This is a genomic window from Propioniciclava coleopterorum (assembly GCF_011393335.1).
GTDB lineage: Bacteria > Actinomycetota > Actinomycetes > Propionibacteriales > Propionibacteriaceae > Propioniciclava > Propioniciclava coleopterorum.
The window spans coordinates 2,194,285-2,220,900 of sequence record NZ_CP049865.1; the positions used below are offsets into that span (position 1 = coordinate 2,194,285).

27 protein-coding genes are annotated in these 26,616 nt (G+C 73.4%); 14 read left to right on the forward strand and 13 right to left on the reverse strand.

Going from position 1 to position 26,616, the window contains the following annotated elements; all coding sequences use genetic code 11:
• Positions 1-27 precede the first annotated feature (27 nt).
• On the reverse strand, positions 28-687 hold the full coding sequence (locus tag G7070_RS10470) for a GntR family transcriptional regulator (RefSeq protein WP_166233690.1): 660 nt from the start codon (positions 685-687) through the stop codon (positions 28-30).
• Positions 688-777: 90 nt separating this feature from the next.
• Between G7070_RS10470 and pruA the strand changes: the two genes are divergently transcribed.
• The 3 genes from pruA to G7070_RS10485 all read left to right on the forward strand — a co-directional run bounded on the left by pruA (position 778) and on the right by G7070_RS10485 (position 4,857).
• A complete protein-coding gene (gene pruA, locus G7070_RS10475) occupies positions 778-2,409 on the forward strand; it encodes an L-glutamate gamma-semialdehyde dehydrogenase (protein ID WP_166233691.1) in 1,632 nt (543 codons plus the stop codon).
• Between the two features lie 181 nt (positions 2,410-2,590).
• Positions 2,591-3,748, forward strand: coding sequence for a Gfo/Idh/MocA family protein (locus G7070_RS10480; protein WP_166233692.1), 1,158 nt, complete (start codon positions 2,591-2,593; stop codon positions 3,746-3,748).
• A 29-nt stretch (positions 3,749-3,777) separates the two neighbouring features.
• Positions 3,778-4,857 (forward strand): Gfo/Idh/MocA family protein, encoded by a 1,080-nt coding sequence (locus tag G7070_RS10485; protein ID WP_166233693.1) that lies wholly within the window; start codon positions 3,778-3,780, stop codon positions 4,855-4,857.
• A 60-nt stretch (positions 4,858-4,917) separates the two neighbouring features.
• On the opposite strand, the gene G7070_RS10490 is transcribed toward G7070_RS10485, so the two are convergent.
• The 5 genes from G7070_RS10490 to G7070_RS10510 form a co-directional block, all read right to left on the reverse strand.
• Positions 4,918-5,079 carry a hypothetical protein gene (locus tag G7070_RS10490; protein WP_166233694.1) on the reverse strand — a complete coding sequence of 54 codons (162 nt, stop codon included), beginning with the start codon at positions 5,077-5,079 and terminating at the stop codon, positions 4,918-4,920.
• 215 nt (positions 5,080-5,294) lie between these two features.
• Positions 5,295-6,083 carry an META domain-containing protein gene (locus G7070_RS10495; protein ID WP_166233695.1) on the reverse strand — a complete coding sequence of 263 codons (789 nt, stop codon included), beginning with the start codon at positions 6,081-6,083 and terminating at the stop codon, positions 5,295-5,297.
• 84 nt (positions 6,084-6,167) lie between these two features.
• On the reverse strand, positions 6,168-6,662 hold the full coding sequence (locus tag G7070_RS10500; RefSeq protein WP_166233696.1) for a flavodoxin domain-containing protein: 495 nt from the start codon (positions 6,660-6,662) through the stop codon (positions 6,168-6,170).
• 61 nt (positions 6,663-6,723) lie between these two features.
• On the reverse strand, positions 6,724-8,901 hold the full coding sequence (locus G7070_RS10505) for an alpha-galactosidase (RefSeq protein WP_166233697.1): 2,178 nt from the start codon (positions 8,899-8,901) through the stop codon (positions 6,724-6,726).
• Positions 8,902-9,116: 215 nt separating this feature from the next.
• Positions 9,117-9,521, reverse strand: coding sequence for a sugar-binding domain-containing protein (locus G7070_RS10510; RefSeq protein ID WP_166233698.1), 405 nt, complete (start codon positions 9,519-9,521; stop codon positions 9,117-9,119).
• Between G7070_RS10510 and G7070_RS10515 the strand changes: the two genes are divergently transcribed.
• Positions 9,498-9,998 carry a transketolase C-terminal domain-containing protein gene (locus G7070_RS10515; protein WP_166233699.1) on the forward strand — a complete coding sequence of 167 codons (501 nt, stop codon included), beginning with the start codon at positions 9,498-9,500 and terminating at the stop codon, positions 9,996-9,998. The genes G7070_RS10510 and G7070_RS10515 overlap by 24 nt on opposite strands.
• 26 nt (positions 9,999-10,024) lie before the next feature.
• On the opposite strand, the gene G7070_RS10520 is transcribed toward G7070_RS10515, so the two are convergent.
• Complete coding sequence (locus G7070_RS10520; protein ID WP_166233700.1) at positions 10,025-10,726, reverse strand: protein kinase family protein; 702 nt, start codon at positions 10,724-10,726, stop codon at positions 10,025-10,027.
• The gene (locus G7070_RS10525; RefSeq protein ID WP_166233701.1) at positions 10,723-10,950 is read right to left on the reverse strand and encodes a hypothetical protein; all 228 of its coding nucleotides are present in this window, start codon (positions 10,948-10,950) and stop codon (positions 10,723-10,725) included. The genes G7070_RS10520 and G7070_RS10525 overlap by 4 nt, the downstream gene beginning before the upstream one ends.
• A 92-nt stretch (positions 10,951-11,042) precedes the next feature.
• On the opposite strand from G7070_RS10525, the gene G7070_RS10530 reads away from it, so the two are divergent.
• Positions 11,043-11,675, forward strand: coding sequence for a TorD/DmsD family molecular chaperone (locus G7070_RS10530; RefSeq protein ID WP_166233702.1), 633 nt, complete (start codon positions 11,043-11,045; stop codon positions 11,673-11,675).
• A 99-nt stretch (positions 11,676-11,774) separates the two neighbouring features.
• Here G7070_RS10530 and G7070_RS10535 read toward each other — a convergent pair whose 3' ends face one another.
• Positions 11,775-12,470, reverse strand: a complete 696-nt coding sequence (locus tag G7070_RS10535) for a TetR/AcrR family transcriptional regulator (protein WP_166233703.1) — start codon at positions 12,468-12,470, stop codon at positions 11,775-11,777.
• Between the two features lie 218 nt (positions 12,471-12,688).
• Between G7070_RS10535 and G7070_RS10540 the strand changes: the two genes are divergently transcribed.
• From G7070_RS10540 to G7070_RS10565, 7 genes are all read left to right on the forward strand, one after another.
• Positions 12,689-15,268, forward strand: a complete 2,580-nt coding sequence (locus G7070_RS10540) for a DMSO/selenate family reductase complex A subunit (protein WP_166233704.1) — start codon at positions 12,689-12,691, stop codon at positions 15,266-15,268.
• A 15-nt stretch (positions 15,269-15,283) separates the two neighbouring features.
• The gene (locus tag G7070_RS10545; RefSeq protein WP_166233705.1) at positions 15,284-15,922 is read left to right on the forward strand and encodes a DMSO/selenate family reductase complex B subunit; all 639 of its coding nucleotides are present in this window, start codon (positions 15,284-15,286) and stop codon (positions 15,920-15,922) included.
• A gap of 115 nt (positions 15,923-16,037) precedes the next feature.
• Positions 16,038-16,952 carry a DmsC/YnfH family molybdoenzyme membrane anchor subunit gene (locus tag G7070_RS10550; RefSeq protein WP_246227018.1) on the forward strand — a complete coding sequence of 305 codons (915 nt, stop codon included), beginning with the start codon at positions 16,038-16,040 and terminating at the stop codon, positions 16,950-16,952.
• A 20-nt stretch (positions 16,953-16,972) separates the two neighbouring features.
• On the forward strand, positions 16,973-17,542 hold the full coding sequence (locus tag G7070_RS10555; RefSeq protein ID WP_166233706.1) for a hypothetical protein: 570 nt from the start codon (positions 16,973-16,975) through the stop codon (positions 17,540-17,542).
• Between the two features lie 10 nt (positions 17,543-17,552).
• On the forward strand, positions 17,553-18,647 hold the full coding sequence (locus G7070_RS10560; protein ID WP_166233707.1) for a 4Fe-4S dicluster domain-containing protein: 1,095 nt from the start codon (positions 17,553-17,555) through the stop codon (positions 18,645-18,647).
• Between the two features lie 133 nt (positions 18,648-18,780).
• Positions 18,781-19,320, forward strand: a complete 540-nt coding sequence (locus G7070_RS18720; RefSeq protein ID WP_246227020.1) for a hypothetical protein — start codon at positions 18,781-18,783, stop codon at positions 19,318-19,320.
• Positions 19,260-20,099, forward strand: coding sequence for a serine hydrolase domain-containing protein (locus tag G7070_RS10565; RefSeq protein WP_246227917.1), 840 nt, complete (start codon positions 19,260-19,262; stop codon positions 20,097-20,099). The genes G7070_RS18720 and G7070_RS10565 overlap by 61 nt, the downstream gene beginning before the upstream one ends.
• A 4-nt stretch (positions 20,100-20,103) precedes the next feature.
• Here the strand turns inward: G7070_RS10565 and G7070_RS10570 are convergent, their stop codons facing one another.
• Both G7070_RS10570 and G7070_RS10575 read right to left on the reverse strand, forming a co-directional pair.
• Entirely contained in the window at positions 20,104-20,553 is a 450-nt protein-coding gene (locus G7070_RS10570) for an NUDIX hydrolase (RefSeq protein ID WP_166233708.1), read from the reverse strand.
• 9 nt (positions 20,554-20,562) lie between these two features.
• Positions 20,563-21,249: a YczE/YyaS/YitT family protein gene (locus tag G7070_RS10575; protein ID WP_206079729.1), complete on the reverse strand. Its 687-nt coding sequence runs from the start codon at positions 21,247-21,249 to the stop codon at positions 20,563-20,565.
• Positions 21,250-21,351: 102 nt separating this feature from the next.
• On the opposite strand from G7070_RS10575, the gene G7070_RS10580 reads away from it, so the two are divergent.
• A complete protein-coding gene (locus G7070_RS10580; protein ID WP_166233709.1) occupies positions 21,352-22,404 on the forward strand; it encodes a glucose 1-dehydrogenase in 1,053 nt (350 codons plus the stop codon).
• A gap of 63 nt (positions 22,405-22,467) precedes the next feature.
• Positions 22,468-23,511: an L-glyceraldehyde 3-phosphate reductase gene (gene mgrA / locus G7070_RS10585; RefSeq protein ID WP_166233710.1), complete on the forward strand. Its 1,044-nt coding sequence runs from the start codon at positions 22,468-22,470 to the stop codon at positions 23,509-23,511.
• An 87-nt stretch (positions 23,512-23,598) separates the two neighbouring features.
• Here mgrA and G7070_RS10590 read toward each other — a convergent pair whose 3' ends face one another.
• Positions 23,599-25,203: a hypothetical protein gene (locus G7070_RS10590; protein ID WP_166233711.1), complete on the reverse strand. Its 1,605-nt coding sequence runs from the start codon at positions 25,201-25,203 to the stop codon at positions 23,599-23,601.
• A 68-nt stretch (positions 25,204-25,271) separates the two neighbouring features.
• Entirely contained in the window at positions 25,272-26,549 is a 1,278-nt protein-coding gene (locus G7070_RS10595) for an MFS transporter (RefSeq protein WP_166233712.1), read from the reverse strand.
• Between the last annotated feature and the right edge of the window lie 67 nt (positions 26,550-26,616).

The following is a 26,616-nucleotide window of genomic DNA, read 5'->3' on the forward strand; positions in this document are numbered from 1 at the left end:
GGCACCTCCTCGGCGCCCCGCGGCGGCTCAGTGCCCCTGCAGCAGCTTGGTGGCCATCAGCACGTGGTCGCGGGCCGCGACGGCGGCCGCCTCGGCGTCCCCGGCGTGGATGGCCTCGGCGATCCGGACGTGCTGGGCCCACGAGCGGGCCAGCTCGGCGGGGCTGTAGCCGGCCTCCACCTGGCGGTTGAAGGCCAGGATCGTGTTGCGGTCGGTGTCCTCGGCGAGCCGGGGCGAGTGGGCCGCCTCGAGGATCCGCCCGTGGAAGGACGCGTTGATGTGCACGCGCTCGTCGCCGCGGAGCTGGTCCGACTCCTCGTACCGGTGGGCCAGCGCCAGGATCGCGGCCTTCTCCTCGGGGGTGCCGCGGACCGCGGCCAGGTAGGCGGCGTGCGCCTCCAGCGCCGCGCGGACCTGGTAGATGTCCTCGATCTCCGTCACCGAGTGCCGCCGGACGACCCAGCGCCGCCGCTGCGAGACCACCAGGCCGTCGCGGGCCAGCCGCTGGACGGCCTCGCGCACCGGCGTCCGGCTGACGCCGAGCCGCTCGGAGAGCTCGGCCTCGGCCAGCGCCTCCCCGGGCATCAGCTCCCCGGCGACGATCGCCTTCTTCAGCGCCGCGTACACCTTGGAGCTGGCGAGCAGGCCGGGGCCGCTCTCGCCGGTTTCGGGTCCAGACTCGTCCACGACGCCGACCCTATTGCACGGAGCCGCACCGCTGGGAGCAATCATGTATGCAACTTTACATGCAAAGGGTCCGCCGGTCATGATGTCGGCATGGATGGAGTGACCCGCGTGCCCCTGCCCGTCAACGAGCCGGTCCTGGGTTACGCCCCGGGCTCCCCCGAGCGCGCGGCCCTGGAGGCCAGCCTGGACGCGCTCGCGACCCGCGAGCCCGCGCTGCTGCCCGCCTGGATCGGCGGCCGCTTCGTCCCAGGGTCTGGGGAGCGGATCGACGTGACGATGCCGTCGGACCACGGTCACGTCCTCGGCTGGATCCGGGCGGCGGGCGCCGAGGACGCCCGCGCGGCGGTCGACGCCGCGCTGGCCGCCGGGCCCGCGTGGGCGGACCTTCCCTTCGACGAGCGCGCCGCGGTCTTCCTGCGCGCCGCCGACCTGATCGCCGGGCCCTACCGCGCCGAGATCAACGCCGCCACCATGCTGGGCCAGGGCAAGACGGCCCAGCAGGCCGAGATCGACTCCGCCTGCGAGCTCGTCGACTTCCTGCGGTTCAACGTTGCCTACGCGCAGCGGATCATGGCCGAGCAGCCCGAGAGCGCGCCCGGGGTGTGGAACCGGATGGAGTACCGCCCCCTGGAGGGTTTCGTCTACGCGATCACGCCGTTCAACTTCACCGCGATCGCGGGCAACCTCCCGACCTCGGCCGCGCTCCTGGGCAACCCCGTGGTGTGGAAGCCCGCCGTCACGCAGACCCTCGCGGCGTCGGTGTTCGCCCGCGTGCTGGCGCAGGCGGGCCTGCCCGGCGGCGTCATCAACATGCTGCCCGGGCATGGCCGCGAGATCTCCGACGTCCTGCTGGGCCACCGCGACCTGGCCGGCATCCACTTCACCGGCTCGACGCCCGTCTTCCAGTCGCTGTGGCGCCAGGTCGCCGACAACATCGCCGGCTACCGCTCCTACCCGCGCCTGGTCGGCGAGACCGGCGGCAAGGACTTCGTGGTCGCCCACCCGACCGCCGACCGGGCCGCGCTCGTCACCGCGCTCGTGCGCGGGGCCTTCGAGTACTCCGGGCAGAAGTGCTCGGCCGCGTCGCGGGCCTACATCGCCCGCTCGGTCTGGGACGACATCCGCGACGACCTCGTGGCGCGCACCGACGCCCTGGCCGTCGGCGACGTGCGCGACCTGACGAACTTCACCTCGGCGGTCATCGACGAGCGCTCGTTCCGCAAGCTGGCCGCCGTCATCGACGCCTGCCACGCCGACCCGGGCATGGACGTCGTCGCCGGCGGCACCTACGACGACAGCGTCGGCTGGTTCGTGCGTCCCACGGTCGTCGTGGGGACCGACCCCGCCTCCGACCTGTTCACGACCGAGTTCTTCGGCCCCATCCTCGGCGTCCACGTCTACGAGGACGCCGACTTCGAAGCGGTGCTCGACCTCGTCGACGAGGCGTCGCCCTACGCGCTGACCGGGGCCGTCTTCGCGACCGACCGGGCGGCGGTGCTCGAGGCGTCCCGCCGGCTTCGCTTCACGGCGGGGAACTTCTACGTCAACGACAAGCCGACCGGCGCGGTCGTCGGGCAGCAGCCCTTCGGCGGCGCCCGCGCGTCCGGCACCAACGACAAGGCCGGCTCGCTGTGGAACCTCATCCGGTGGGCCAGCCCGCGCGCCATCAAGGAGGCGCTGGTGCCGCCGACCAGCACCGGCTACCCGCACATGGAGGCCTGAATCGGTCCGCCGCGCGGGGCGTCCGGACCGGGAGGGCGGGCACCCGCGCACCGCCGGGTGGCCCTCGCTCGGGGTGCGGACGGCGTTGTCGCGGCCAAGCGCGGCAATCCGTTGACCCCAAGGTGATCGATCACTAACGTCGCAGATCAGGACCAACATCCGCGATCGGAAGGCGATCATCATGCTGCGCGTCGGCATCATCGGGACCGGCGGCATCTCGGCCGCCCACATCAACGGCTACCTTGAGTTCGGCGATCGGTGCGAGATCGTCGGGCTGTGCGACATCGTCCCGGCCAAGGCCGAGGCCCGCAAGGAGGAGTTCGGCCTGACGGGGGCGCGCGTCTACGACGACGCCGGCGCCATGCTCGCCGCCGAGGACCTCGACCTGGTCAGCATCGCCACCCCGCCCAACACGCACGCGCCGCTGGCGATCCAGGCGCTGCAGGCCGGCGTCAACGCGCTGGTGGAGAAGCCGATGGCGCCCTCGCTGGAGGAGTGCGACGCCATGCTGGCCGCCGCGGAGGCGTCCGGGAAGCTGCTCAGCGTGGTCGCCCAGAACCGGTTCCGCGACGATATGGCCACCCTCAAGGAGGCGCTCGAGTCGGGGCTGCTCGGCACCCTGTCGCACGCCCAGATCAACTCGGTGTGGTCGCGCTCGCTGCCGTACTACGACCTGTGGTGGCGCGGCACGTGGGCGTCCGAGGGCGGCGGCTGCACCCTCAACCACGCCATCCACCACCTCGACCTGACGCTGTGGCTGCTCGGCCGCCCGAACGCGGTCACCGCGGTGCTGTCCAACGCCCAGCACGACAACGCCGAGGTCGAGGACCTGTCGGTGGCGATCCTCGCCTACGACCGCGCGCTGGCCGAGGTCACCTCCTCGGTCGTCCACCACGGCGAGGACCAGCAGTCCATCATCATCCAGGGCCAGCATGCCCGGGTGGCGCAGCCGTGGCACGCGGCCGCCGACGCGCACCGGCCCAACGGCTTCCCGTCCGGCCCCAACACCGACCTGGTCGAGAAGCTGGACGCCCTCGCCGAGGCCCACGAGCCGCTGCCGCACACCCGGCACGCCGGCCAGATCGGGGACGTCCTGGCCGCGCTGGCCGAGGGCCGCGAGCCGGCCATCACCGCCGCCGACGGCCGCAACTCGATCGAGCTCGTCACCGCGATCTACGAGTCCGGCATCGAGCGCCGCACCGTCGATCTTCCGATCCCGCCCGAGGATCCCTACTACTGCTCCGGCACGCTCGTCGAACGTGCGCCACACTTCTATGAGAAGTCCGCCTCGGTCAGCGACCTGGACGGCGAGATCACGGTGGGAGCAACGCAGTCATGAACAACAACAACGCACAAGGAGCGATCTCCATGGCCTCTGACGGGATGAACTACGCGCCCGCACCCATGCCCAAGCCCGTCGTCGAGCCCGGCGACTTCACCTTCTCGGTGGTCGGCCTGGACCACGGCCACATCTTCGGGATGACCGAGGGGCTGCTGGGCGCCGGCGCCACCCTGAAGTCGGTCTACGATCCCGACCCGGCCAAGCTCGAGGCCTTCAAGGGCCTGTTCCCCGACGTCGAGGTGGCCCGCGCCGAGGAGGAGATCCTGGGCGACGATGCCGTGCAGCTCGTCGCGGGCGCCGCGGTCACCGCCGACCGGGCGCCGCTGGGCCTGCGCGTCATGGAGGCCGGCAAGGACTACTTCACCGACAAGGCGCCGCTGACCACCCTGGAGCAGTTGGCCGCGGTCCGCGAGACCACCGCCCGCACCGGCCAGAAGTACGCCGTCTACTACAGCGAGCGCATCCACGTCGAGGCCGCCGTCATGGCCGGCCAGCTCATCGAGCAGGACGCCATCGGCCGCGTCATCCAGGTGATGGGCATGGGCCCGCATCGCCTCAACGCGCCGTCGCGTCCGGACTGGTTCTTCGACAAGGAGCGCTACGGCGGCATCCTGTGCGACATCGGCTCGCACAACTTCGAGCAGATGCTGTACTTCACCGGCGCGAAGGACGCGACGGTCACCGACTCCAACATCGCCAACTACGCGCACCCGGAGTACCCGGGTCTGGACGACTTCGGCGACGCCCACATCGTGATGGACAACGGCGCCTCGGGCTACGTCCGCGTCGACTGGTTCACCCCGGACGGCCTCAGCACCTGGGGCGACGGGCGCACCTTCATCCTCGGCACCGAGGGCTACATCGAGCTGCGCAAGTACGCCAACATCACCACCGGCGAGGGCCCCGGCCACGTCTTCCTGGTCGACGGCAAGGGCGAGCACCACTTCAACGCCACCGGCAAGGTGGGCTACCCGTTCTTCGGTCAGCTCGTCCTCGACTCGCTGAACCGCACCGAGAACGCGATGACGCAGGAGCACGCGCTCAAGGCCGCCGAGCTGTCGGTCCAGGCCCAGCTCCAGGCGCGGGACCTCACCCCGCGCGGCTGAGACCCCTCCACGCAGCGGTGCCCGCCTCCCCCGGGGAGGCGGGCACCGCTGTCGGTGTGATCAGGACTTGTCGTCGTCCGAGGGGCCGGGGCCGAGCGGGATCGCGCCGGTGCCGTCCTGCTCCTCCTCGATGACCTCGGTCTCCTCGAGTTCCTCGACCGCGAGGTCCTCCTGCTTCTTGCGGAGGTCCTCGTCGTCCTGCGTGCGGTCCGGGTCGCTCATGGGGTCTCTCCTTGCTGCTCGCTCGGATGCCGGGCGACCCGGGTGTCCAGGCCGCTTCCCGGCGGGGGTGCGGCCACTATAACCACGTCCGGTGCGCCACGTCAGGGGTGCCGAACCGGCCCTGAGCAGGGCGGGCGTCCGGACGCGCTGTCTGTTCGGCGTCCGGACGCCCCGCCTGTTCGACGCCCCGGGCGAGCCGGGGCGCGCCGGCGAGGTCAGCCGCGGCGGGCCGTCACCATGGTCGCGCCGCCCTCGGCGAGCCGCAGGGTGTCGCCCTCGATCTGGTACGAGGTCGCCTTCTCCAGGGCCGCGGCGAACTGCTGCTCCTGCTGCATGACGCCCTCGGGGGCGGGGCACATCTTGCGCGTCGTGGCGAGCGGCCCGAGCTTGATCGTGCCGTCGGAGAACGTCGCCGCGCCGTTGATGGCGTTGCAGCCGGCGTTGGCCGAGACGGAGTCGCCGGTGAAGGCCACCGTCACCTCGGTGTCGACGATCGGGCTGGTCACCCCACCCGCGCCGTTGTTGAACCCGGTGACGACCCATTTGGTTCCGTCGAGGTCCTGGGAGGTCACGGCGAACGCGAGGATCGCCTTGCCGGACGCGTCACGCAGTTCGAGGCGGTCGAAGCGGGCGGCGTAGGTGCGGACCTCCTTCAGCGCGCTGAGGAAGGCGGTCTCCTGGGTCATCACGTCGGGCGCGCACGCCATCATCGTGGAGGTGGCGTCCCCGACCGTGAGGGTGTCGCCGTGCAGCGTGAACGACGCCTGGTAGCGGTTGCACCCGGCGCTGCCGCTCACGCGGCCGTCCGCGCCGAACAGCGCGGTGACGGTGGACCCGGCGACGGGGGCGGCGCCGCGCAGGTCCTCCAGCACCCAGGAGGTGCCTCGGGGGTCGCTGTTGGCGGCGTCCGGCCGCGGCGTGCCCGCGGGGACCGCGTCGTACGCGCACCCCGTCAGCAGCAGCGGCAGCGCGCACAGCGCGACCCAGAATGTACGGATGGTCATGAGGCCCTCCCGGTCTCGTCGTCGGCGCGCCTGTTCGCCCCGTTGCGCTGCGCGTCGTCCGTCCAGTTTAGTGGCGGACGGATCTCAGGGCCGCATCAGCGTCAGCAACTCGCGGGCCCAGGCGGCGGCCTTGGCCGTGTCGACGTGGTCCTGGCTGCCCTTGCCCAGCACCGCCAGAAGCAGGCGCTGGAAGAAGCCGACCTCCTCCTTGACGTAGCGGCCCGCGAAACTCTCCGACGCCGCGGCGTCGACGGACTCGACGGCCGGCCGGTTGTAGCCCAGCGCCTCCTCGCGCTTGCTGGGATCGGCGGCGTTCAGGCACGTGTTGAACACCGCGACCTTCGTGGCCAGCAGGGCGGCCTGGTGGGCGTCCAGCCAGGCGGACGCCTCGGGGTACCACACCGTCGCGTTGATGCCCGAACCCACCACCACGAGGTCGGCGCCGTCGATCGTCGGGGCGTCGGCGAGCGAGGCGAGCCGGACGCGGTGGCCGCCCTGGCGGAGCGGCGCCTCCAGCGCGCGGGCGATGTCGTGGGCGGCACCGCTGCGGGTGGCGTAGGCGATCAGGACGGAACCCATGATTCCTACACTACAGGCTGTAGTAATGCCGAGGCGAGTCGGGTTTCCTTCCCGGCGTCGCTCAGTCGACCGCCTCCACCAGGTGCAGCACGGCGTTCTCGGGGAACATCAGGGGGGCCGCCACGCCCGCGCCGGCGAGCGCGGCGCCGGTCAGGACGACGCCCTCGCCGTCGCCCCACCACGCGGGCGGGCGGAGTGCGGGCGGCCGGCCGGCCAGCAGCGGACGCACCCGGTAGCGGCGGTCGGCGTCCAGCCCGGGCAGGCGCAGGCGTCCGGGCAGGGCGGTGTCGGGGGAGGCGACCAGCGCGTGGCTGAACACCGCCCGGGAGCGGTCCGGCGCGACGACCCCGCCGGCCAGGATCGCGGGGTCGGGGTGGTCGATCCGGATCAGGTCGCCGCGGAGCAGCAGCCCGCGTTCGCGCTTGTAGAAGGCGATCCACTCGGCGAGCTCGGCCCGATCCTCGGGGCCGGCCGTGCGCAGGTCCCACTCGATGCCCAGGTGGCCGAACACGGCCGTGGCCGCGCGGAAGTTTAGGGTGTGCGAGCGGCCCGTCGTGTGCGAGGTGCCGCTGGCGATGTGGGAGCCCATCATCTCCGGGGGGACGAGCTGGGTCGTGCCGCGCAGCATCCGCTGGCGGTCGAGCGGGTCGATGCAGTCCGACACCCAGACCCGATCGGTGCGCGCGAGCACCCCCAGGTCGACGCGGGCGCCCCCGGAGGAGCACGACTCGATCTCCAGGCGCGGGTGGGCCGCCCGCAGGTCGTCCATCAGCCGGTAGGCCGCCAGGGTCTGCGCGTGCACGCCCGGGCGTCCGGACGGCTGGGTGCCCGCGTCGATCAGGTCGCGGTTGTGGTCCCACTTGATGTAGTCGAGGTCGTACTCGGCGATCACGGCGCTCATCGCGTCCCGGACGTGGGCGTAGCACTCCGCGATGCCCAGGTTCAGCACCTGCTGCTGCCGCGACGGGATCGGCGTGCGTCCGCCGGTGGCCATCACCCACTCGGGATGCGCCCGCGCGACGTCGGAGTCGAGGTTCACCATCTCCGGCTCGAACCACAGCCCGAACTGCATCCCCAGCCCGCGGACGTGATCCACGAGCGGGTGCAGGCCCTGGGGCCAGACGTCCGGGGACACGAACCAGTCCCCGAGCCCGGCCGTGTCGTCGCGCCGCGCCCCGAACCAGCCGTCGTCCAGCACGTAGCGCTCGACCCCGACCGAGGCCGCGATGTCGGCCAGCTCCAGCAGCGGCTCCAGGGCGTGGTCGAAGTAGACCGCCTCCCACACGTTGAGCGTCACCGGACGCGCGGCGTCCGGGTGCCCGGGGCGGGCGCGCATGAACCGGTGGAACCGGCGCGCCACGGCGTCCAGCCCCCGGCCGTGGGAGCCGTGCAGCCAGGGCGAGGTGTAGCTCGCGCCCGGTTCGAGGACGACCTCGCCGGGCAGCAGCAGCTCGCCGCCGCCCAGGACGCGCTCGCCCGTCAGGACGCGTTCGGCGTAGTGGGTGTGGTTCCCGCTCCAGCCGACGTGGACGCCCCACACGTCGCCGCCGGCGAATCCGAAGCCTGGGCTGCCGGCGTGCAGGACGGTCGCCGCGTCCGCGCCGGTGCGGCCGTGGCGTCCCTCGCGCAGGTGGGTGCCGAGGGTGAACGCCCGCCGCTGCGGGACCCGCTCCTTGCCCCAGCGTCCGCCGTAGTCGAGCAGTTCGTCCGCCTCCGCGGGCACCGGGTAGGCCAGGGTGAGGTCGTCGAGCTGGTAGGCGTCCGTCCCGGTGTTGGTCAGAATGGCGCGGCTGCGCAGCAGGCCGCCGGCCGCCAGCTCGACGGTGAGCGACAGCCCCAGCCCGGACGCCTCGTCGCCGGCCTCCACCTCCAGGTGGCGTCCGGTGGCCAAGGTCGGCGCATCGGATCCGTCCGCCGCGAGGGGAGCGCCGTCGAGGGTGAGGCCGGTGACCGCGAAGCGCGGCGACCAGTCGCGCCCCGCGCGCGACCCGCTGATCCCGGGGCGTCCGACCCAGCCGGTGTGCGCCTCGGGCAGCAGGGCCAGCCGCGGTGGCGTGTCGGGCAGGTTGGGGCCGGGCGGCGGAACCGCCGCGGCCGCGACGGCCGCCGCGTCCGCGGGGCTCAGATCGCCCAGGTCGGCTCCCCAGTGCAGGATCGCGGGCAGGCGTCCGGCCGTGAGATCGAGGAGGACGGCGACGTCGTCGCCGCGCAGCAGGACGGACGTGTGGTGCGCGGTCATGGCACCACTCTTGCGGGGCGACGCCCCCGGTTCCAGCGGGTTCCGCCGGATTGCCGCGCCAGTCCCGCGCGTGGGGGACGCGTCCGCACCGGGCCACGCCCGGCCGGGCTCCGGCGCCGGCCCGAGGGCATCCGGCGGCGAGCAGACGCCCTGCGCCCGGTTCCCCCGCCGGGTCGGTGCGCCGGGTCGGTCATCCGGCGCGGGCGCGGGCCCGATCAGTCGGCGACGAGCGCGGACGCGGTGTCGACGTCGGTGATCAGCGTGGTGACCCAGCCGCCCAGCAGCGCGGCCCGGATCGCTTCGACCTTGCGCGGGCCCCCGGCGGCGGCCACGCGGCGGGGGACGCGGCGCAGTTGGGCCTCGGTGATCCCTGCGATCTGGGCGTCCACGTCGGCGTTCAGGGCGCGCCCCTGCCCGTCGAAGTACCGGAAGCAGATGTCGCCCACGCCGCCCAGCCGCTGCACCCGGTCGGCGACGCCGTCCAGGATCGTGCCGCTGTCGCGCAGCAGCGGCGAGGGCTCGACGCTGCCGATGCCGACCAGCGCCTGCCCAACATGACGGTGGTCGTGCCCGCCGATCCGGCGCAGACCGCCGCGGTGCTGCGCTGGGCCCACGGCCACGACGGCCCGGTCTACGTCCGGATCGCGCGGGAGCCCGTGCCGGCGATCTTCGACACCGACCACGTCTTCCGTCCCGGCCGGGTCGACGTGGTGCGCGAGGGGAGCGACGTGACCCTCGTGGCCAACGGCATCGTGCTGCACCGCACCCTGGCCGCCGCCGAGGCGCTGGCCGCGGAGGGTGTCGAGGCGCGGGTGCTGGCCGCCGCGTCGGTCAAACCGCTGGACGACGCGGCGATCCTCGCCGCCGCGCGCGAGACCGGCGCCATCGTCACCGTCGAGGAGGGTTACGCCGCCGGCGGGCTGGGCGGCGCCGTCAGCGAACTGGTGGCCCGCGAGGCGTCCGCCCCGGTGCGGGTGCTCGGCTTCGGCGACGCCTTCGCCGCGACCGGCTCGGTGGACTGGCTGCTCGCCCAGGCCGGCCTCACGCCGGCCGGGATCGCCGCCGCGGCGCGCGATCTGCTGCGGGTGGCCGCCTGAGGGCGCCGACGTCGGTCAGGAGGCGTTCAGTCCAGCGCGAGGCGCCGCGCCATCACCGGGATCAGCGCGTCGCGGAACCGGCGCCGGAACGTTCCCAACTCCTCCAGGCCGGGCGGAGCCGGACGCCGCCCCGCGTCGGCGAGGAACGCCATGGCCCCCAGCAGCGCGTCCGTGAGGACCTGCGGCGATACGCCCCGTGCGGCCAGCCAGGCGTCGGTGACCTCGCCGGGGTCGAAGGTCGCGCCCTGGCCGTACGCGGTCGCCGTGAGCAGGCAGGCGTCCAGGTGCGCCGTGCCGCGGGCCGCCCACGGCCAGTCCAGGATCCAGGCCCGCCCGTCGGCCAGCAGGGTGTTGTCGGAGCGGGCGTCCACGACGCAGAGCCGGTCCCCGTCGCTGCGGGGCAGGGCATCGAGCGCGAGTCGGTCGAGCTCCGGAAGGTGCGCGGCGATCCACGGATCGAGGTCGGGATCGGGATCGTGGATCAGCCGGGTGAACCCCGCGTAGTCGGATCCCAGCATCTCCGAGGCGGCTGGCAGGTCGAGAGCGGACGCGTCGACGGCGCCGACCGCTCCGAGGGCGTCCAGGGTCGCTTCGAAGTCGGGGAGCAGCCAGGGGATCTCCGGCTGCCGGCCGTCCACGTCCTCGAAGAGCAGCACCACCCAGCCGTCCAGTTCGGTCGTCGCGAGCATGCGCGGCGCCGGGACGCCCGCGGGCAGCAGCGCGTTCACCCGCGCCTCGGTGCGGTAGAGCGCCGCCGAACCTCGTTCTGGCTCGGGTGAACGGCCTTGCAGAACGCCCGACGGCCGTCGGCGAGCCGCAGCCGCTCGGCCGCTCCCGGTGAGAAGCCCCCGGTCTGGGGCAGGTGTTCGACGACCGCGCCGCCCAGGGCGGACTCCACCCAGGCGTGGACCGGCCCGGGGAGGTCCTGGTATCCGATGCGTCGCGTGAACACACCGGCACGCTACCGGCTGCGCGGCGGATCGCCGGTGGCGGGCGGGGCGCGTCGTTAGGGTGGACGCCGACGCCGACACCAGGAGGAAGCGCGTGGACCCGCAGCAGCTCGAATCGATCGCCGCGATGCTCGGGGTGGTGGGGCGCCTGCACCGCGAGCCCCCGGGCGACACCGAACTCGGCCTGCTGCGCGCGCTCGTCGACCAGTGGCCGCTCGACGCGGCCCCCGACTCCGACGCCGGCCTGGAGCTGTGGCGCGCCTCCGCGGACGCGGGGGAGGACGCCGCGCAGATCCGCGCCGACCACGACCGGCTCTACGGCGTCGCCGCCAAGGCTGTGGTCGCCCCCTTCGAATCGGTGCAGCGCGAGAAGGACCGGCTGGTGTTCGGCCAGGCCACCCACCAGGTGCGGGACGCCTACGCGCGGCTGGGGCTGCAGGCGCCCGAGCTCAACCGCGAGCCCGACGACCACGTCGGGCTGGAGCTCGACTTCCTGTCCCAGGCTCTGCTGCTGGCCCGCGACGCCGCCGACGCGGGGGACGCCGCCGCCTCGGCCCGCATCCTCGACGCGGCGGCGGACTTCCTGCGCGAGCATCCGCGCGCCTGGGTGCCGGACGTGATGGCCACGGTGCGGGACGAGGCCGACACCGCGTTCATGCGGGGCCTGGCGCTGCTGACGCGCGCGGTGTTGGACGCCGCCGATCGCTCGCTGCCGGCGCGCGATTGAGGCCGCCGGCGCACCGCCCGGTGGGCGCGCCGGCTCGGGTGCGTCGGCCCTTGGGTCGGCCCAGATCGAGGGGCCGCGGCTCAGGTCAGTCCGCTTCGATCAGTCCGGCTCGGGTCCTGCCCGCTCCGGGGCGGCCGGCAGGGCCTTGCGTCGTCCGGTCGCCGAGCGGGAGCGGCGCAGCGTGATCGACCCGTCCGCGTCCGGACGCGCCAGCTGCCACGGCGGCGCCAGCGTCAGGTAGACCTCGACGACGTCCTCGGGTGGGTCGGTCATGCCGGTGACGATCCACGCGTGGATCACCGCGACCATGCTGTGGGCCTGCTGGCTGATCGCCATCGCCGTCCACAGCGGCGGCACCGGTGGGCCGGTCAGCAGTGCCGTCATGGCGTGGACGTAGCGGCTGGACGCCTCCTCGAAGTAGTTCGTCAGGGCGCCCGACACGGTCGACTCCTGCGACGTGATGACCTCGTAGACGGCGCGGTGGTCGCGCACGTGCTCGAGCAGCCCCTGGTAGATCTGGCGCCACAGGCCGACGTAGTCGGCGCCGGCGTGGCTCATCTGCTCGGCCAGCGCGTCCAGCCGGGGCCGGAGCTCGGCCACCAGGGTCTCGGCGAGCAGGGCGGCCGGCGACGCGCCGTGGGCGTAGAAGGTGGCGCGCGACACCCCGGCCGCCGTGGCGAGCTCCGCGACGGTGATGGTCTCGGCGGGTCGGGTGGCGGCCAGGTCCAGGAGCGCGGCGATCAACTGCTGGCGCACGCGCCGGTAGCGCGGGTCGTCGGCGGGGGTCCGGCTCACGGCGTTGTCCTCTCGTGTACGGGCCGACAGTAGCCGGGTGGTTGAACCGCCAACGACACCGTTGCCGGTGCGTCGGCGCACGGCGTCCCGGTCGGCCATCCGTCACGGTCGTCGGGACGGAAAATGCGGTTTTGCGACACGGCTATTCGACACCTGCACTATAGTGGACAGTTGTCGAATAGGGCCGCGATCCGACGGCCCGGAGGGGGACGGACCGCATGACCGACGAGGCCGTGATCCACGCCGAGGGGGCGCCGCACGAGCAGGCGCGGGGCCTGAGCCGCCGCTCGCTCGTGCAGTGGTCGGCAGCCGTGGGCGGGACGACCGCCCTGGTGACGCTGATGCCGAAGAACACCGCGAACGCCGCCGGACCGGGCGCCGGGGCCGAGGCCGGTTCGGAGTTCGTCTGGTCCGCGTGCACCGTGAACTGCGGTTCGCGGTGCCCCCTGCGCCTGGAGGTGAAGGACGGCACCATCCTGCGCGTCCTGCCCGACGACACCGGCTCGGACGAACTCGGCGACCAGCAGGTGCGCGCGTGCGTCCGCGGCCGCGCCATCCGCCACCGGATCTACAACCCCGACCGCCTCAAGAAGCCGATGAAGCGCAAGCCCGGCACCAAGCGCGGCGAGGAGCAGTGGGAGACCATCTCCTGGGACCAGGCGCTGGACGAGATCGCCGACAAGATGAAGGACATCAAGGCCAAGCACGGCAATGAGTCCATCTACATCAACTACGGCACCGGCACGCTCGGCTCGACCATGGCCCGCTCCTGGCCGCCGGAGCGCACCGCCTTCGCCCGCCTCATGAACACGTGGGGCGGCTACCTGGACCACTACTCCGACTACTCGACCACGCAGATCACCGCGGCCTACCCGTACTTCTACGGCGGCTGGCAGTCGTCCAACTCCTTCGACGACGCCCGGAACGCCCGGCTGCAGGTCATGTTCGGCAACAACCCGCTCGAGACCCGGATGTCCGGCGGCGGGCACACGTTCGTGAGCCAGCAGATCAAGCGCGATCACGGCGTCCGCACGATCATCATCGACCCGCGCTACTCCGAGACGGCCGCGGTGATCGGCGACGAGTGGGTGCCGCTGCGTCCGGGTACCGACGCCGCCCTGATCGCGGGCATGATCCACGTGATGCTGGCCGAGAACCTGCACGACCAGGCCTTCCTCGACCGCTACTGCGTCGGCTTCGACGAGCACACGCTGCCCGAGGGGGCACCCGCGCACGGTTCCTACCGCTCCTACGTGGAGGGCGCGGGCCCCGACGGCATCGCGAAGACGCCGGAGTGGGCCTCCGCGATCACCGGCATCCCCGCCGCGCGGATCGTGCAGCTGGCCCGCGACATCGCCGGCGCCAAGCCGTGCGCGATCACGCAGGGCTGGGGCCCGCAACGCCACGCCAACGGCGAGAACACCGCCCGCGCGATCTTCATGCTCGCCTGCGTGACCGGCAACATCGGCATCCCCGGCGGCGGCACCGGCGGCCGCGAGGGGTCGGCCGGCCTGTCGATCGTCACCCCGTTCAACGACGGCCTGAAGAACCCCTCCAACAAGATCATCTCGGTGTTCTCGTGGCTCGACGCAGTCGAGCACGGCGAGAAGATGGACACGTTCAACGCCGGTGTCTGCGAGAAGCCGGCCCCCGGCGTCCGCGCGGCGAAGGTCCCGGTCGACGCGGAGGGCAACCCCACCAACACCAGGCTCGAGACCCCGATCAAGATGGTGTGGCAGTACTCGGGCAACTCGGTGGTCAACCAGACAGGCGACAACAACCTGTCGGTGGAGATGCTGCAGGACGACACGCTGGCCGAGCTGATCGTCGTGTGCGACATCCAGTACACGGTCTCCGCGCGCTACGCCGACTACATCCTGCCGGGCACCTCGGCCGCCGAGGAGGACGACATCCACCCGGGCGAGAACGGCGGGCCGATGGCGTACGGCATCGTGTCGTCGCAGGCGATCGAGCCGCTGTACGAGTGCCGCAACATCTACGACATCTGCACCGACCTGGCCAAGCGGCTGGGCACCGAGGCCGCCTTCACCGAGGGCAAGAGCCGCGAGCAGTGGCTGCGCGACACCATCGCGGCGAGCCGGGTCAAGGATCCCAAGCTGCCCGACTACGACACCTGGAAGAGCCAGGGCATGTACCGGCGCAACGCCGGTCCGTCCATCGCGATGGCGAAGTACCGCAGCGACCCGGACGCCAACCCGCTGCCCACCCCGTCGGGGAAGATCGAGATCTACTCCGGACGGCTCGCGGCGATGGCGAAGGCGTGGGAGTTCGGGGTGTTCCGGCCCAAGCTCCCCGGCGACCAGCTCACGGCGCTGCCCGAGTACGTCGACTCGTGGGAGAGCGGCGAGGCGGCCCGCGACTCCGACCAGCATCCGCTGCAGGTCATCGGCCACCACTACAAGGGGCGGACGCACTCCACCTACGGCAACGTCGACTGGCTGCAGGAGGCGCACCCGCAGACCGCGTGGCTCAACAACCTGGACGCCGCCGCGCGCGGCATCGCCAACGGCGACGAGGTGTTCGTGTTCAACGACCGCGGCACCGTGAAGCTGCAGGCCCGCGTGACCGAGCGGATCATGCCCGGCGTGGTGTCGATCCCCCAGGGCGCCTGGTACGACCCGAAGCCGGCCTCGGCGGTCGCCCCGCCGCCCGGCGCGAACAAGGACAAGCCCGTCGACGTCGCGGGCAGCGTCAACTCGCTGACGTCGCTGCACCCCTCGCCGCTGGCCAAGGGCAACGCGGTGCACACGACCCTCGCCCAAGTGGTGAAGAGCTAAGAGGATTCAGGACAGATGGCAGAGAACTTCACCCAGGCCGGCGCCCAGTACGGCTTCTACTTCGACCAGACGCTGTGCACCGGCTGCAAGGCGTGCCAGGTCAGCTGCGTGGACAAGCACGACCTGCCCACCGGCGTCCTGTGGCGGCGGGTCGCCGAGTACTCCGGAGGCACGTGGCGCGTGGACGGCACCACCGCGACCCCGAGCATCTTCACGTACTACTCGTCGGTGGCCTGCAACCACTGCGAGAACCCGATCTGCATGCAGGTGTGCCCGACGACGGCGATGACCCGGCGCGACGACGGCACGGTGTACGTCGACGACTCCAAGTGCGTCGGCTGCCGCTACTGCGAGTGGGCCTGCCCCTACGGCGCGCCCCAGTTCAACGCGGACACCGGGCACATGACCAAGTGCGACCTGTGTCACGACTACCGCTCCGAGGGCAAGGCCCCCGCCTGCGTCTCAGGCTGCCCCTCCCGCGCCCTCGACTTCGGCCCGATCGAGGAACTGCGCCGCGCGCACGGCACCGAGGCGGGCATCGCCCCGCTGCCCAACCCGGCGATCACCGAGCCGCACCTGGTGATCACCCCGCACCGCAACGCCCAGCCGTGGGACAACGCCACGGGTCACATCGCGAATCCCGGAGAACTGTGATGAACGCTCATGACCTCCCGATGGTGCTTTTCACCGTCATCTCGCAGCTGTGCGTGGGGACCTTCCTCACGCTCGGCGTGATCAAGATCGTGGCGGCCGGACGCCACTCGGCCCCGTGGTCGAGCGCGTCGTGCAGCCCGTCCTGTACGCCATCGGCCCCGCCATGGTGTTCGGCCTGGCGGTGTCGATGCTCCACATGAACGACATCACCAACACGTTCAACGTGATCCGGCACTGGGATTCGTCCTGGCTGTCGCGCGAGATCCTGTTCGGCGTCTCGTTCGCGGCCTTCGGCTTCCTGTTCGCCCTGATGGAGTGGTTCAACTGGGGCAGCCCGATCATGCGGAACACCGTGGCCGCGGTCGCGGCCGCCCTCGGCGTCGGCCTCGTGCTCGCCGAGTCGATGATCTACTACTCGCTGGTCACCGTGCCCGCCTGGCACTCCTGGATGGTGCCGTTCTCGTTCTTCGCGACCACGATCATGCTGGGCGCCCTCGCCGTGGGCGCCGCGCTGATGGTCACCGCGTGGGTGCGGTCGCGCCGCGCCGACGCCGCGCGTCCGGATTCGCCCGCCACGATCGCGGAGGACCTCAAGCCCGAGGGCTCGACCGGAGGCGGCCTGGCGCTGCAGATCCGGCGCCGCGTCCAGCAGATCAACGCGCCCACCAACCTCGAGGAGTGGACGCTGTCGGTGGGGGTCGTGCGGTGGATCGCGTTCGTGTCCGCGGCCGTCGCCGTGGCGCTGCTCGTGGCCTACCCGGTCTTCATCGGCCAACTGGCCCAGGGCGGCCCCGCCGCGCAGGCGTCGCTGGGGATCCTGATGGGCGGCACGCTCGTCGTCCGGCTGGCCCTGTTGGCCCTGGTCGCGGTCGCGCTCGGGTTCTTCGTGTACCGGATGGCCGCCTCGGCGAAACTGGCGACCGCCCGTACGCTGGTCGTGCTGGTGATCGGGGCCTTCGCGCTCGCGCTGACCAGCGAACTGCTCGGCCGCTTCCTGCACTACGCGATCATGGTGCGGATCGGCCTGTGACCGACCAATTGGAGGCTCGCGTGACGGACGTGACGGCGATGGGTGTCGCCGCGGCGGGGTTCGCCCTGTCGCAGGTCGTGCTGGCCCCGCCCGAACGCGGCTTCCTGCTCCGGATGCGCGACTCGCGCGCCCGGCGCTCCTGGCCGCTGCACGACGCGGCGTCCGAGGCGGGGCTCGCCCTGGTCGGCCAGGGGTTCGAGGCCCAGGGCGTCCGCGAGGACTGGGGCCGGCTGCTCGGCCCCGGCGCCGAGGTGGACGCCCTGCTCCCGGACGCCGCCGCGCTGGTGGAGCTCTACGACGCGCTCGGCGTCCCGGCCGAGCAGCGCGCGGGCGTCCCGGACGGCCACGTCGGGCTGGCCCTGATGGGGCTGGCGCACGGGGTGGCCCGGCGCGCCCAGGTCGAGATCGAGGGCGACGTCGCGGAGGCCGAGCGGCTGCGCGGCCTGACCGCGGACCTGCTGCTGCGGGTGCGGAACGGCGTCACCGCGGCCGCCGACGCCGTGGGCGCCGGAGCCGACTCCACCTTCTACCGCGCCGTCCCGCTCTGGATCGCCGGCTACCTCGACGCCGTCGCCGAGCAGACGGCCTAGCGACGCCGCGATGACCGCAGAGCCGGACCTCACGCGTCCGATGCTGCGATGGCTGACGTCCATCGACCTCCCGGCCCGCGTCCTCGTGGTGTGCGCCCACGGCGGGGCCGGCTTCGTGCCGGCGACCGAGGCGCTCGTCCGCCTCGACGGCTGCGTCGCGGACGCCGGCATCGGCCTGCCCGCCCAACTGCTGGCCTGCGGGGTGGCGCGCGTCGGCGTCCTGCCGTGCGTCGAGGACCCCGCCCGCGGCGCCGCGCAGGTGGCGAGCTGGGCGGAGGTGCTGCCCGACGTCGCCGCCGCGGATCCCGTCCCGACGCCGCGTCGCCGCATCCGGCGGCCGGCCAGCGGCCCGGTCTACGAGTTGGGCCGCCCGCAGGTGTCGCGGCGGTTCGCGTTCGGCCTGGGCGCCGCGCACGGGCTCCCGTTCGCGCTCGCCGACGAGGAGCCCCAGCGGGTGGTGGCCTCCCTGCGTCTGCTGGAGGAGCAGGGGCGCGCCCGGTTCGCGCGTCCCGCGACCCCGGCCGCTGCCGTTCCCGTCGACCCGTCGGCGTCCGGCGAGGTCCTGGCCGCGACCGCCGCCGACCGGCAGTTGACCGGCGAGGACCGGATCGAAACCGTCGACCCGCTTCCCCCGGTGGACGACCACCCCGCGACTCCCGCGGACCAGCCTTGCGCGGCCGTCGACCAGCCCGGTTCCCATCCGGACGCGCCAGGGGCGACCGGCCGGCGCGCCGAGCCCGGCAGCAGCGCGGTCGCGCTGGCGGCGTCCGGGTGCGTGGCGTGCGGAGTGTGCGTGCGGGCGTGTCCGCACGACGCGCTGGACCTGGCCCACGAGGCCGACCGCAGCGTCCTCACGCAGATCCCCGAGCGCTGCTCGGGCGAGCAGGCGTGCGTCCGGCTGTGCCCGCACGACGCGCTCAGCGTCGCCGGCGCGTTCAGCCTGTTCGACCTGGCCCGCACCCCGACGGCGGAGCTGGCCGTGGTCGCGACCGCCGGCTGCAAGCGCTGCGGCGCGCGCCACCCGGCCGCCGAGGGCGAGCTGTGCCCGCCGTGCGCGTTCCGGTCCCGCAACGCGTTCGGCCACATGCCCGTCCAGCCCCGCTAGGCCGAACCCGGCGACCTGGACCCGTCCCTCGCCGCGGGCCCGCCGGCGGGCAGCTGAGAGTCCCGAGCCGGCGTCCTGAGCCGCGCGGGTGGCGATGCTTCCCGATCGACGGGGCGGGCGGTAGGTTCCGCGCATGCGTCGATGGTTGCCGCGCATCCTGCTCGGGGTGCTGCTCCTGCTCGTGATCGCCGTGGTCGGCGCGTACTGGTACGCCCGGCCGCTGCTGCTGACCGGCACCGGCTACGCCGCCCACAACGCCTGCGCCGTGACGCACCTGGCGGGACGCGACGACCCGGCGTCCGACCTGCCGCCGAACCCGCTGGTGCCCTACCTGTCGGTGACGGTGACCGACGACGGAGCGTCCGCGAGCGTGCTGGGCGTCCTGGCGACGCAGAAGGCGTGGTTCACGCCCGGCTTCGGCTGCACGCTGGCCGCGCAGCGCCCCGACCTGGGGAGTGCCACGCCGGCGTCCGCGGGGCGGGGCTGCCCGGCGGGGCATCCGTGGCGGCCGTGGACGCGGCGATCGGGCGGGCGTTCGGCGACGACCTGGACGCCGCGGCGCGGGCCGGGCTGGGCACCCGCGGCGTCGTCGTCCTCAAGGACGGCCGGGTGGTGGGCGAGCGGTACGCCGACGGCTTCACCGCCGACACGCCGCAGCTCGGCTGGTCGATGAGCAAGAGCGTCACCAACCTGCTCGCCGGACGCCTCGCGCTGGAGGGGACCGTCGCCCCGCAGGACCACGACCTGCCGCAACTCCCCGGCGACAAGGCCGCCATCACCGTCGACGACCTGATGCGGATGACCAGCGGCCTGTCGTGGGACGAGACCTACGACCTGGGCACCCCGATCACCCGGATGCTGTTCATGGAGCCCGACATGGGCTCCTACGTCGCCTCGCTCCCCGTCGCCCACGCGCCCGGGGCCTACCAGCAGTACTCCAGCGGCAGCACCACGCTGCTGTGCGACGTGCTCGGGGAGAAGGCCGGCGCGAAGGCCGACCTGCCGCGCCGCGAGCTGCTGGCGCCGCTGGGGCTGAGCCGCGCCACCTGGGAGCCCGACGCGTCCGGGACGCCGGTGTGCGGTTCCTACCTGTGGGCCACGCCCCGGGAGTGGGCGACGATCGGGTGGTTCGCCCTGAACGACGGGGTGTGGAACGGGCGGCGGATGCTGCCCGAGGGCTGGATGGCGCGCTCCACCACCGCCGAGCCGGTCGAGCAGACCCAGGAGGACGAGGGCTACGGGGCCGGCTGGTGGCTCAACACCCGCCCCGACGGCTCGCCCGTCGCGCCCGGGCTCCCCGCGGACGCCTACCGCGCCGTCGGCCACGACGGCCAGCGCGTCTACGTGGTGCCCTCCGAGGGCCTCGTGGTGGTGCGGATGGGCTTCAGCCCGTCGGCCGACGACCTGCGCACCGACGCCCTGGTCGCGGACGTGATCGCCGCCCTGCGCTGACCCGTCAGGCCGGTGGGGTCGCCCGGGCGGCCAGCAGGTCCAGGCCGATGGTGACCACGTCGGCGACCGACGGCAGGGCGTCCACCTCGGCGCGCGGGAGCCACTCGGCCCGGTCGGTGGAGCCGGCCACCTCGGTGGTGCCCAGCGCGCCGCCCACGATGCGGGCGGTGTAGAACAGCCGGACGCCCTTGCGGGGGCGGGGCCGCTCGGTGTCGATCCAGGTCGAGGTGCCCAGGAAGCCGTTCAGCTCGACGTGGTAGCCGCTCTCCTCGTGGACCTCCCGGACGACGCCGTCCTCGACCGCCTCGGCGAACTCGATGCCGCCGCCGGGCAGCGACCAGGCGGCGAGTTCGGGGCGAGCCTCGCCGTTCCACCAGCTCAGCAGGACGCGGTCCGCCGGATCGACGATGACGGCGTAGCCGGCGACCCGGGTGTCGTACTCGGTGAAGTCCATCCCGCCACGCTAACGCGAGCCTCCGCCCTCCGCCGTGGCGCGCGGGCCCGCGGGGCCGGCGGGGTCGCCGGTCAGGCGCGCCACGAGCGGGTCGTTGACCCGGCGCGTGAAGAACTCGATGAGCGGGCCGTTGAAGAACGCGGTCATCACGGTGCCCAGCCCGACGGGCCCCCCGGCGACGGCGGCCGCGACGAGGAACGCCAGGTCCTGCGGGACGCGGACGGCCTTGTACGACCAACCGGTGCGTTCGACGACCATCGGGGCGAGGGCGTCGTACGGGGCGATCCCCACGTCGGCGCTCATGTAGGCGGAGGCGCCGAAGTCGAAGATCATGATGCCGACGAGGAAGTACACGATGGCGGTCAGCGGCCGCCCGTCGTGGGGCAGGATCGGCTGCAGGACGCCCGTGAAGAAGTCGATGAAGAACCCCGTCAGCACCATGTTGATGATCGTCCCGATCCCGATGAACGAGCGGCCCCAGATCAGCACCGGGAGGAAGAGCGCCGCGTTCGCCAGGAGCTGGAACGGCCCCAACCCCCAGCCCAGCAGCGCTCCGACGCCGGCGTTGAAGGCGGTGTAGGGGTCGACGCCGACCCCGCCCACGCGCAGGATCGCGGCGCCCAGGCCGAGGATCACCACGCCCGCCAGCGCGTAGAGCGGACGCACGACGCGGCCTCGATTCGGGTCCTGGGCCATGGTTGAACTCCTGGGGTGGGGGAGATCGGTGCTGCCTGCCCAGCATCCTAGGACGGCGTTGTGGGGGTATCCAGAGCGCGGACGCCGACCTAGCGTGGGGGCATGCAGGCACTGACGATCAGCCCCGGAACCGCCCAGTCGCTCCGGCTCGACGAGATCGACGCACCCCCGGTCCCCGACGGCGAGGTGCTCGTCGACGGCCTGCTCCTGGGCGTCTGCGGTACCGACCGGGAACTCGCCGACGGCGAGTACGGGTGGGCGCCGCCGGGTCGGGACCGGCTCATCATCGGCCACGAGTCCCTCGGCCGGGTCGCCCAGGCGCCGCCCGGCTCCGGGTTCGAGCCCGGTGACCTCGTGGCCGGCGTGGTCCGCCGGCCAGACCCGGTGCCGTGCGGCGCGTGCGCCCACGGTGAGTTCGACTTCTGCCGCAACGGGCGCTACACCGAGCGCGGCATCAAGGAACTGGACGGCTTCGGCGTCCAGCGCTGGACGTCCGCCCCGGAGTACCTGGTGAAGCTCGATCCGGCGCTCGGGCGGGCGGGCGTCCTGATGGAGCCCTGCTCCGTGGTGGCCAAGGCGTGGGACCAGGTCGACCGGATCGGCGGCCGCGCCTGGTTCGAACCCCGGACGGCCGTCGTCTGCGGCGCGGGGCCCGTGGGGCTGCTCGCCGCGCTGCTGGGCGTCCAGCGGGGGCTCGACGTCCACGTCCTCGACGTGGTGACGGCGGGGCCCAAGCCAGGGCTGGTCGCGGACCTGGGCGCCACCTACCACACGGCCGGTCTGGACACCCTGCTGGACGAGGTCCGCGTGGACGTGGTGATCGAGACGACGGGCGTCCCGGCCGTCCTCGCGGCGGCCCTGCGGAATGCGACGCCCTACGCGCTCACGTGCCTGCTCGGCATGCACGACCCCGAGCCGCCCGTCGCCCTCGATCTGGCGACCGTCGGCAGGGACGCGGTGCTGGGCAACACCGTCGTGGTGGGATCGGTCAACGCCAACGTAGCCCACTGGCGCGCCGCCGCGCAGGCCCTCGGGGAGGCCGACTGCTCCTGGCTGCTGCGGCTCCTCAACCGCACCGTCCCCCTCTCGCGCGCGCCGGAGGCCTTCGTGCCCCAGCCCGACGACGTGAAGGTGGTCATCGACCTCCAGCCCTGAGGACGCCCCCTCCGGCGTGCCCGCGGGGCGCTAGCGTTGCCCCGACACCTAGAAGGAGCGACGATGCCTGTTCTCGACCCCTACGCCGCCGATACCGACCGCTACGACGGCCGGATGCCCTACCGCCGGACCGGCGACAGCGGCCTGATGCTGCCCGCCGTCTCGCTGGGGTTGTGGCACAACTTCGGCGACGACGTCCCGTTCGCCCGCCAGCGGGACATCCTGCGCCGCGCGTTCGACCTGGGCATCACCCACTTCGACCTGGCCAACAACTACGGCCCGCCCTACGGCGCCGCGGAGGAGAACTTCGGGCGACACCTGCGCACCGACTTCGCCCCCTACCGCGAGCAACTGGTCATCTCCACCAAGGCCGGGTGGGACTTCTGGCCCGGCCCGTACGGCAACCTCGGCTCGCGCAAGTACCTCCTGGACTCCCTCGACGCCTCGCTGCAGCGCATGGGGCTGGACCACGTCGACATCTTCTACCACCACCGCGCCGACCCGGACACGCCGCTGGAGGAGACGATGGGGGCGCTCGACCACGCCGTCCGCTCCGGACGCGCGCGCTACGTCGGCATCTCCTCCTACTCGCCCAGCCGGACGCAGCGGGCCGTCCAGATCCTCAAGGAGATGGGCACGCCGCTGCTGATCCACCAGCCGTCCTACTCGATGCTGAACCGCTGGGTCGAGGAGGGGCTGCTGGAGGTGCTGCAGGCCGACGGCGTCGGGGCGATCGCGTTCTCGCCGCTCGCCCAGGGCATGCTGACGAACAAGTACCTCGGCGGGATCCCGGGGGACTCCCGCGCCGCGCAGGGCAAGTCGCTGTCGGAGGGCCTGCTCACCGAGGAGAACCTCGCGCACATCAGCGCCCTGAACGACATCGCCGCGGCGCGCGGCCAGTCGCTGGCGCAGATGGCGATCGCCTGGGTGCTCCGCCAGCCGGCGGTCACCTCGGCGCTGATCGGCGCGTCGTCGGTCAAGCAGTTGGAGGACTCGGCCGCCGCGGTCCAGAACCTCACCTTCACCGACGCCGAGCTGTCCGCGATCGACGACCACGCCCGGGAGGGCGGCCTCAACCTGTGGGCGGGGCCGTCCTCGGTGGAGTGAGGCCGGGGCCGGACGCCGAGCGGGCGCGCCCACCGATCCGCTCGGCCCCGGCCTGACCCCGGACGCGTCGCGCCCGGGCGGCGCCGATCAGGCGGTGCTCCACGCGGTGGACCGGTCGCGGCCGGCCGCGATCAGCATCTCGGCCAGCGCCGTGGAGAGCCAGTACGCCGGGAACTCGAGGTGGACGCCGGTGTCGAAGGTCACCGTCCCGTCGCCGAGTTCGAGCCGCAGGCCGTCGAAGCCGTCCGCGTGCCAGATCTGCGAGGCCGGAAACCACCGGGCCCCCGGCGCCGCCATCGCCTCGGCGCGCGGGGCGCGGACCACCGCGCGGACCCGCTCGAACGGGCTCGGACCCGCAGCGGCCGGCAGCACCAGCACCCCGTCGCCGTGGACGAACGCGTCCAGGACGACCCCGCGGTCGATCCGGCCGTCCTCGACGGGGTTCAGCCCGGCCGAGGCGGCCAGGAAGCGTTCGTCCGGGTCGCGGGGGAGCCGCAGGTCCTCGTCGCCGTGGTGCGCGGCGATGAACGCCCTCAGCGGCTCGTTGCTGGAACCGGAGACCGCGTCCCGCAACGCCTCGGCCAGCCCGGGCGGGTCGTCCCACACCACGTGGTCGTCGCCGCCGAGGGACCAGTCGATCCGCAGCGCCCGCACGCCGAGCGCGACCCGGCTCGCGGTCAGCAGTTCCCACTCGAAGTCGGCGCCGACGAACGCCGGGTCGGTCAGCACCGAGCGCGGCGTGGGCTCCTGGCCGCCGTCCAGGATCTCCTCCATGCTCAGCCACTTCAGCTGGTCCCCCGCCCGCTGTGCGACCTCGTCCCAGCCGACCGCCGGGTACGGGGCGACCAGCAGGCCGTCCTCCAGGTCGGTCAGGGACGCGAGGCCGCGGTCGAGCAGGTCGACGGCGAGTTCGCCGCGGGGCGCGAAGCCGCCCGGGCTCGCGGCCAGGATCCGCTGGTGCGCCTCCGCCATGGACGCCCGCGCCCGGCCGTGGTCGAACAGGTCGAGCCGCATCCGGGTCTCCGCCCCGTGCTCGGCGGCGCGGGCCAGGACGGCGCGGGCGTCCGTCAGGGCGGTGCGGGGCGCGATCCGGCCGGCCGCGCGGGTGGCGCGCTCCTCGCGGGCGTGCTCGCCGGTGCCGGCGATGGCGCGGTACACCGCGGCCCGCAGCTTCAGGATCCAGCCGAGATCCGCCCGGGCGGCGCGCTGGGTGAGCCGCTCGCCGAACGGGTCGGTCCCGCCGCCGGCCGCGCTGAGTTCGGCGGTCAGCAGCGCCCGGAACTGGTCGGTGGTCAGCAGGGCCAGCGTCGGCACGCCGACCCGGAGCAGGCCGCGGTCGTGATCGACGCGCAGCGCCGGTTCGCCGTCGAGCGCCAGGCGCTCGGGCGGTGCGACGCGGGCGGCGCGCGCCGCCTCGGTCAGGGTGTCGCGGAGCCGGGGGTGCGGCGTCGGGTCGAGCGGGGTGTCGATCTGGACGGGCGGTGGCCCGTCCCCCTCGCCGCGGCGGGGGAACGCGAGCCCGAGCACGATGAGCGCCAGGACCAGGCAGACGGTGCGCACGAACGGCCCCCAGCCGAGGCCCAGCTCGAGCCACAGCCCCAGCGCGGCGATCCCGCCGGCGATCAGCACCGGGATCAGGAACTGGACGACCGAGGCGACGGTGAGCCGCACGCGGCTCGGGCCTGAAGGCATGACGGGACTCCTCGGGAGGGGGCGGTGGCACCGCAGAGGCTATCGCCCCGGCGAGCCGATGCCGGTGGTCATTCCGGGGCGCGGGGAAGCTCGCGACGCGATCCGTAGGCGCTCAGCAGGAACGGCAGCGCGGAGAGGGCCTGCACCAGCGCGCCGACCCACAGCGTCTCGCGGGCGCCGATCAGCGAGCCCAGGCCCCCGGCCAGCAGCGCCCCGAGCGGCATGATGCCCCACACCACGAACCGGATCGACGCGTTCATCCGCCCCAGCAGGCGCGGCGGGCACAGCCGCTGCCGCGCCGTGACCTGCACCATGTTGTAGCTGACGACGCAGAAGCTCAGCACCACCTCCGCGACGGAGAGGACGACGATCGCACGGGTGACGTCCAGCCCCGCGGCGACCGGGAACAGCGCCGTCGCGACGGCCGCCAGCGCCATCGACAGCCGCAGCATGACGCCCTCGCCGAGACGCTCGGCCAGGCGCGCCGCGAGCAGCGACCCGATGATTCCGCCCACCGCACCCGCGGTGAACAGGACGCCGAGCATCGCCGGGGGCGCGCCGACGTCCCGGAGCACGACCAGCGTCAGCAGGGTGAAGACGATCGTCGAGCCGAGGTTGGACAACCCGGTCGTCGTGACGAGCAGCCGCAGCAACGGCTGGGACGCCACGAACGCGATGCCCTCCCGGATCTCCACGAACAGGTTCTGCCGCTCGGACGCCGGAGCCGGGACCTCGTCGTCCCGGATGAACCCCAGCAGGAACGCTGACAGCGCGAACCCGATCGCGTTGGCCAGCATGAGGAAGGGGGCGGCGATCACGGCGAGCAGCCCGCCGGCGACGCCGGGGCCGCCCAGCCGCGCGACCTGCGCGACGCCCTCCAGGACGCCGTTGGCGCGCCCCACCTGCGCGCTGGGCACCAGGATCGGCAGGTAGCTCTGGTAGCCGACGTCGAAGAACACCGTGGCGACCCCGACCACGCCGGCGATGACGTAGAGGTGCCAGATGTGCAGGACGCCGGTCGCCCACAGCACGGGGATGGCGCAGATGGCGAGCGCGCGCACCCAGTCCGCCACGATCATCACCCGCCGCTTGCGCATCCGGTCGACCCAGCCGCCCGCGAGCAGGCCCACCAGGAGGAAGGCCGCGGTGTTGGCGGCGTTGAGGTAGCCCATCTCGGCCTCGGTGGCGTGCAGAAGCGTCACGGCGATGACCGGCATGGCGAGCAGTTCGAACTGGAAGCCGAACTGGCTCAGCGCCTGGCCGGCGAGCAGCAGTCGGAAGCCGGGGTGGCGCAGCGGGGATCCCGGATCCCGGCCGGGCGCCGGCGGCGAGGCGGGCGTGGACACGGCGTCCATCCTTCCACGGCGGCGGGGCCGGAGCGTGGGCGAGGCGCCGCCCGAACGCCGTCCCGGG